We start from the raw sequence: 7,368 nt of genomic DNA on the forward strand, positions 1-7,368 counted from the left end.
GGTGGTCTGGGCCGCCATGTGGCGCTGTGGCCCCGTCACCCAACGCCGCTTTCAGCAAACCTCCACATCCTGTGCGTGACCGGGGCACGCGCCTTTCACTCGCCTTTCATTGCCCGGCGATTTGACGGAAATGACCCATGTGATTGATCCGAGTGTGTCCGGCTATGTCCTGGGCGAGTGAAAGAGCCCGCGAATCTGTTACTCGATCCTGCGAAGAAGTTGTCGTAATTCGGTGACGGAAGCTGCGTGCTCATCGCCTGAGGCGCTGCGCTGCACGCCACAGCCTGTCAACGGGGTTGGCCGGGTAGCCCGTTCGCGTGATTTCATCTTGGCCACTGCGGCAGTCCTAAGAATGGCGACCGAGTTTCGGTCGGGCTGTCGCGCTAGTGGTCGGACCGTCGTTGTTGCGGCCCGCTCCGCGTCATTTGTGAAACAGTCCCCCCAAAGTGAAGGGAATACGCGTAATGCGTAACGACCTCGAGACCCGTGAGATCGCCGACGCCGAGCTGGACGCCGTTTCCGGCGGCCTGGCCAACGGCGCTGTGTCCGTCCAGGGCGGCCTGGCCGGCGCCGCCACCAGCGACATTGCCAACGCTGCGGGCTCCCTGCAGACCGTCGGCGCCGTTCAGGGCCTCGCCGCCGCCGCCCCCGGCATCGCCTCCGGCGTCACCGGCGTTTCGGTCGACACCTCCGCTGTCACCGGCCTCGCCGGCATCTGAGCAGAGATACGTCACCGGGCTCCATCATTTGGGGCCATGAATGATCTGACGCACGCGCGTGCGCACCCGTCAGATTTCCCATGAACCCCGGAGCCCCCCGCTTCCGGGGTTCATGGCTGCTCACGGCCATGGCCGGCGGGCGGCATCCGTGTGCTTTCAGGTCCCGTGTTACGGTCAGCCCTTGTTGACCTGACCTCGACGAATGCAGTTGAAGGAATAGTTCGTGCAGTTCCGCCAAAAGGCGCTTTCCAAGCTGCAATCGCCTGAAGAACTCGATCTGCCCGTACGTTTCGCGCGGCCGCAGGGCCGCCTCGTACTGGCCGTCACGGTCATCATCATGGGCATCGCGAGCTTCTGGGCCGTCACCGGCTCCGTGTCCTCCAAGCTGAACGCACCCGGCATCCTCACCCGCGCCGAGGGCAGTTACATGCTGCAGAGCCCCGTCGCGGGACAGGTCACCGCAGTCTTGGCCAAAGAGGGCCAGATGCTGTCCCCGGGTGCGGCTCTGCTCAAGGTCCGTACGGACAAGGGCGACCAGGCCGTGCGCGTGGTGGCGGGCGGCCGGGTGACGACACTGGTCGCCAAGATAGGTTCGGTCGTCACGACCGGCGCGGACGTGGCGACCGTGGAACGGGTGCAGAATCCGGACGAACCGCTGGTGGCCATGCTGTACGTGCCCGGCGGCAGCGCCTCGACGATTCCCGTGGGGGCCTCGGTCGACCTGAGTGTCCAGTCCGTCCCCCAGCAGCAGTTCGGCGTACTGCGCGGCCGCGTCAAGGCGGTCGGCCGCGCCCCCCAGACGCAGGCGCAGATCAGCAGCTTCCTCGGCGACAGACAGCTCGCCGCGCAGTTCTCCCGGCAGGGCAACCCGGTCGCGGTGCTGGTGCGGCTGGAGCGGTCCTCCGCCACCAAGTCCGGCTACAAGTGGTCCTCCACGGACGGGCCCCCGTACGCCGTCGACTCCACGACGCCCGTCTCCGGCGCCGTCCACCTCTCCGCACAGCGCCCCCTCGATTGGCTGCTGCCGTGACCGCCCCACAGCAGGGGGCACCTCCCAGCGGTAGCCGGGGGAAGGCGCGGGCCCAGGCCCGGTCCCAGCGCTCAGCCCCCCAACTCCCGCCCGCCGGACGCCGCCGCCACCGCCCCGAACCCAAAAGCGGCGCACGCCGCCGCCGTCCGGAACCGGCGGGCGGCAACAGGCGCCGCGCTCAGCGCGGCAGGCCCGTCGCCAAGGCCCCCAAGGTCAGGACCGTACGCACCCCCACCGTGCTGCAGATGGAGGCGGTGGAGTGCGGTGCCGCAGCGCTGGCCATGGTGCTGGGCCACTACGGCCGCTTCATCCCGCTCGAAGAGCTGCGGATCGCCTGCGGCGTCTCCCGCGACGGCTCCCGCGCCAGCAACGTCCTCAAGGCGGCCCGCAGTTATGGCCTCAAGGCCAAGGGCATGCAGATGGACCTGGCCGCGCTCGCCGAGGTGCCCGCCCCGGCCATCCTCTTCTGGGAGTTCAACCACTACGTCGTCTACGACGGCATGGGCCGCCGCTTCGGCCGCCGGGGCGTGTACATCAACGACCCGGCCAAGGGCCGCCGGTTCGTCCCCATGGAGGAGTTCGACACCAGCTTCACCGGCGTCGTGCTCACCTTCGAGCCCGACCAGGGCTTCCGCCGCAGCGGCCGCAAGCCGGGCGTCATGGGCGCCATGCCGGCCCGCCTGCGCGGCACGTCGGGCACCATGCTCGCCGCCGTGATCTCCAGCCTTCTGCTGGTGGTCGTCGGCACGTGGGTGACCGCGCTGAGCCGTACGTACATCGACATGTTCCTCATCGGGAACCAGACGTCCCTGCTGGGCGTGCTGTTCGCGTCGATGGCGGCCGCCCTGGTGCTCACCGCGACGCTCACCTCGCTGCAGCAGGCCAATCTGCTGCGTGGACGCATCATCTCCTCCACTCTGGGCAGTGCCCGCTTCCTGCGGCATCTGCTCAGACTCCCGGTCACCTTCTTCTCCCAGCGCAACCCGGCCGACCTGGTCCAGCGCCTGCAGTCCAACGACGCGGTCGCCGAGACCCTCGCCCGGGACCTGGCCGCCGCGGGCGTGGACGCCGTGGTGGTCGTGCTCTACGCGCTGCTGCTGTGGACGTACGACCCGCAGCTGACCGTCCTCGGCATCGGCATCGCGCTGCTCAACGTCGTCGCCATGCGCATCGTGATCCATGTACGGGCCATCGGCACCCAGAAGCTGCGCGCCGAAAGCGCCCGGCTGACCAACACCTCCTACAGCGGGCTGCAGCTCATCGAGACGATGAAGGCCACCGGCGGCGAGAACGGCTTCTTCCGCCGCTGGTCCGGACAGCACGCGACCACCCTCGATGTGCAGCAGCAACTGGGCGTGCCCAGCGCATGGCTGGCGATCGTCGCGCCCACGCTGGCCACGCTCAACAGTGCGCTGATTCTGATGATCGGCGGCCTGCGGGCCGTGGAGGGGCATCTCTCCGTCGGTCTGCTCGTCGCCTTCCAGGCCCTGGTGACCAGCTTCACCGCACCGATCACCCGCCTCAACGGCGTCGCCGGACGCATCCAGGACTTCGCGGCCGACGTCGCCCGCCTCAAAGACGTCGAGAACTTCCCCGTCGACCCCCTCTTCTCCCGCCGCGAGCCCGCCGCCAGCACCCGCCGCCTCAAGGGCCATGTGGAGCTGGACAACATCACCTTCGGCTACAGCCCCCTGGACGCCCCTCTGCTCAAGGGCTTCTCCCTCTCGGTCGGCCCCGGGCAGCAGGTGGCGCTCGTCGGTGGCTCCGGCAGCGGCAAGTCCACTGTCTCCCGGCTGATATCCGGTCTCTACGCCCCCTGGGAGGGCACCATCCGCATCGACGGAATGCGGCTGGAGGACATCCCGCGCGGCGCCCTGGCCGCCTCCGTCTCCTTCGTCGACCAGGACGTCTTCCTCTTCGAGGGCACCGTCCGCGACAACGTGGCGCTGTGGGATCCCTCGATCCCGGACGAGGCGGTCATCGCCGCCCTTCAGGACGCGGCGGTCTACGACGTGGTCTCGCGGCGCCCCGGCGGCATCCACAGCCGCGTCGAGCAGGACGGCCGCAACTTCTCCGGCGGCCAGCGCCAGCGCCTGGAGATCGCCCGGGCGCTGGTGCGCCGCCCCAGCATCATGGTCCTCGACGAAGTCACCAGCGCCCTGGACGCGGTGACCGAGCAGATCATCATCGACAACCTGCGCCGCCGCGGCTGCGCCTGCGTGGTCATCGCCCACCGGCTGAGCACGGTGCGCGACAGCGACGAGATCGTCGTGCTCGACCGGGGCACGGTCGTCGAACGCGGCCGGCACGAGTACCTGGTCGCCGCGCAGGGCCCGTACGCCGAACTGGTCAAGGAGCACTGAGGTGACGTCCCCTCATGACGCCACGGCCTTCGGCGCACAGCAGGGCCAGGCCGCGGATCCGGTCGTCGCGGCCCTGGGCCAACTGGGCACCGCGGTCGACTGCACGGGCATGCGCAGCCTGTCGCTGGAGGGCCCGCTCGTGCTGTGGCTCGTCCTGGACGGTGCCATGGACCTGTTCGCCGTGGACGCCGCGCAGGCGGGGCACTGGCACTTCCTGGGCCGGCTCGAGGCGGGCACCCTGCTCCTGGGCCCGGTCGAGGGCCCCCAGCACACGCTCATCGGCCGGCCCCTGCAGGGGTGCTGGCTGCGCCGCATCGAGCTGCGCGAGCTGTACCGCCCCGAATACGGCGACCTGGGGGTCTCCCCGGACGAAGTCTGGGGGAGGGATACCAACCAGTGGGACACCGGCCAGTTCTACGCCGGGCAGTGGTACGCCGACCAGGGGCAGTACGGCGCCGCCGAGGCCCAGCTGAGCCCCCTGGAGAACGCCTTCGCCCTCGGCATCGGCCGCGGCCTGCGCGTGCTCTACCAGGCACCGCTGGACAGCCGCGCCACCCCCGACCAGGGCGGCGCCGACGACGACGTTCTGTGGATGCAGATCACCCCCGGCAGCGTGCAGTACGGCGCCGCGTACGAGGGGTACGACGAGGGCACAGCCGGCACCCTGCTCGTCGACGGGACGATGTGGCAGGGCATGGTCGACCAGCAGTTCCGGCTGCTCAACGCCCTGGACCGCTGGATCGAGCAGCTCGAGCGCGCCCACGAGGACCGTACGGCGGCCGGTATCGAGGCCGGCGAGACCGCCCGTACCCAGGCGAACCAGGCGCTGCTGGCCTCCATCGGCCGCTCCGGCAAGGACTCCCGCCACCGCGCGAGCGACGACGCGACCTTCGCCGTGTGCCGCCTGGTCGCTGAGGAAGCCCGCATCACCCTGTCCGAACCGGGCGAGGCGGGCCCCGCCCCCGGGCGGCTGAACCCGGTCGAACGCATCGCGCTCGCCTCGCGGATCCGCACCCGCGTCGTCAGACTCGGCGGGCGCTGGTGGCAGCAGTACAGCGGACCCCTGGTGGGCCATCGAGCCGAGGACGGGACGCCGGTCGCGCTGCTGTGGCGGCGCGGCAGATACGAGGCCGTCGACCCCGCCACCGGCGAGCGGGAACGCATCGGCAAGGGCAACGAGGACGCGTTCGAACCGCGCGCCGTGATGTTCTACCGCCCGCTGCCCGACCGGCCGCTGGGCCTGCTGCAGCTGCTGCGCTTCAGCATCGGCGGTACGCGTACGGATCTGCGCAGCCTGATCCTGGGCGGGCTGGTCGCGGTCTGCCTCGGCGCGCTGGTCCCCATCGCCACCGGCAAGGTGCTGGGCGAGTACGTGCCCAACGCCGAGAACAGCCTGATCGTGCAGACCGCGCTGGCGATCATCGCCACCAGCGTCGTCTCGGCCGTCTTCATGCTGCTGCAGAACATCTCCATCCTGCGGATGGAGGGCCGGATCGAGGCCACCTTGCAGCCGGCGGTGTGGGACCGGCTGCTGCGGCTGCCGACGAAGTTCTTCGCGGGCCGCTCCACCGGCGAGCTGGCCAGCGCGGCCATGGGCATCAGCGCCATCCGCCGCGTGCTCTCCGGCATCGGCTCGGTGGTCGTACAGGCGGGCACCGTCGGCACGATGAACCTGGTGCTGCTGCTGATCTACAGCGTGCCGCTGGCGATGGCGGCGATCGCCATGCTGCTCGTCATCGCGGCGGTCTTCATGGGCCTGGGGCTATGGCAGCTGCGCTATCAGCGGCAGCTGATCAAGCTCGGCAACAAGCTCAACAACCAGGCGTTCCAGACCCTGCGCGGGCTGCCCAAGCTGCGCGTCGCCGCGGCCGAGAGCTTCGCCTACGCCGCCTGGGCACGGGAGTTCGCCCGCACCCGGGAGCTGCAGCAGCGCGTCGGCCGGATCAAGAACGTCATCACGGTGCTCAACGCGGTCTATCTGCCGCTGTGCACGCTCGTGATGTTCATGCTGCTGGCCGGGCCGGCCCGCGGCTCCATGTCCGCCAGCGACTTCCTCACCTTCAGCACCGCCGTGACGATGATGCTGTCCTCGGTCACACAGCTGACCGGCGCGCTCCTGTCGGCCGCCGGTGTCCAGCCGATGTTCGAAGAGGTCAAGCCGATCTTCAAGGAGACCCCGGAGGTACGGGGCTCCAGCACCCAACCGGGCACGCTCAGCGGCGTCATCGAGGCCAAGAACCTGTCCTACCGGTACACCGAAGACGGCCCGCTGGTACTCGACGACGTCAGCTTCCAGGTGCGGCCGGGTGAGTTCGTCGCGATCGTCGGGGCCAGCGGCTGCGGCAAGTCGACGCTGCTGCGGCTGCTCATCGGCTTCGACAAGCCCCTTTCCGGCAGCGTGCTGTACGACGGGCAGGACCTGGCGGCGCTCGACCAGGCAGCCGTGCGCCGTCAGTGCGGCGTCGTACTGCAGAACGCCGAGCCCTTCAGCGGCTCGATCCTCGACTGTATCTGCGGCGCCGAGATGTACTCGCTGGAGGAGGCCTGGGAGGCCGCCGCGATGGCGGGCCTGGCGGAGGACATCAAGGCCATGCCCATGGGCATGCACACCATGCTGTCCGACAGCGGCGGCACCATCTCGGGCGGCCAGCGGCAGCGGCTGATGATCGCCCAGGCCCTCATCCGCAAGCCGCGCATCCTGTTCTTCGACGAAGCCACCAGCGCGCTGGACAACGAAGCCCAGCGCGTGGTCATCGAGTCCACCCGGGCCCTGCGCTCGACCCGCATCGTGATCGCCCACCGGCTGTCCACGATCATGGACGCCGACCGGGTCATCGCCATGTCGGACGGGCGGGTCGTCCAGCAGGGGACGCCCGCCGAACTGCTCGCCGATACCAGCGGTCTGTTCCATGAGCTGGTCCGCCGCCAGATTCGGTGACCAACGGCTGGGCGGCCCGGCATCACCATCAGTCACACAAAACCGCCCCGAATCCGTAACGCACCGCGCTCGCACGGCGCCGCGCCGCACCCACGCGAATTTGTGAGCGTAATCACCGCTCACATGTGACCTGTGATTTACGGCCCTGCGCCGTACGGGGATAACCTGCGAGACGGACATGCCGCGTACTCGGCCAACGTGTACGCCTCCGTTGTGACCGCGTAGTCACGCTGCCCGTAGCGGCACGCCCACCGAGGGAACGCACCGCTCATCACCACGACAGCGGTGATCAAAAATTCGCAAAGGGACGGACGCGCG

Annotated in this window: 4 protein-coding genes; all 4 read left to right on the top strand. The window is 69.5% G+C overall.

The window, feature by feature from the left end:
- Positions 1-464 precede the first annotated feature (464 nt).
- Complete coding sequence (locus ACY34J_RS09245) at positions 465-719, top strand: hypothetical protein (protein WP_462725963.1); 255 nt, start codon at positions 465-467, stop codon at positions 717-719.
- 223 nt (positions 720-942) lie between these two features.
- The gene (locus ACY34J_RS09250) at positions 943-1,749 is read left to right on the top strand and encodes an HlyD family efflux transporter periplasmic adaptor subunit (RefSeq protein WP_462725962.1); all 807 of its coding nucleotides are present in this window, start codon (positions 943-945) and stop codon (positions 1,747-1,749) included.
- A 236-nt stretch (positions 1,750-1,985) separates the two neighbouring features.
- Positions 1,986-4,112, top strand: coding sequence for an NHLP family bacteriocin export ABC transporter peptidase/permease/ATPase subunit (locus tag ACY34J_RS09255; RefSeq protein ID WP_462725961.1), 2,127 nt, complete (start codon positions 1,986-1,988; stop codon positions 4,110-4,112).
- 1 nt (position 4,113) lies between these two features.
- A complete protein-coding gene (locus ACY34J_RS09260) occupies positions 4,114-7,050 on the top strand; it encodes an NHLP bacteriocin export ABC transporter permease/ATPase subunit (RefSeq protein WP_462725960.1) in 2,937 nt (978 codons plus the stop codon).
- Positions 7,051-7,368: the final 318 nt, after the last annotated feature.

The organism is Streptomyces sp. HSS9-12 (genome assembly GCF_054963655.1).

Excerpts from the sequence above, each read along its gene's own strand:
- ACY34J_RS09245 (WP_462725963.1), top strand. The coding sequence starts at position 465 with ATGCGTAACGACCTCGAGACCCGTGAGATCGCCGACGCCGAGCTGGAC.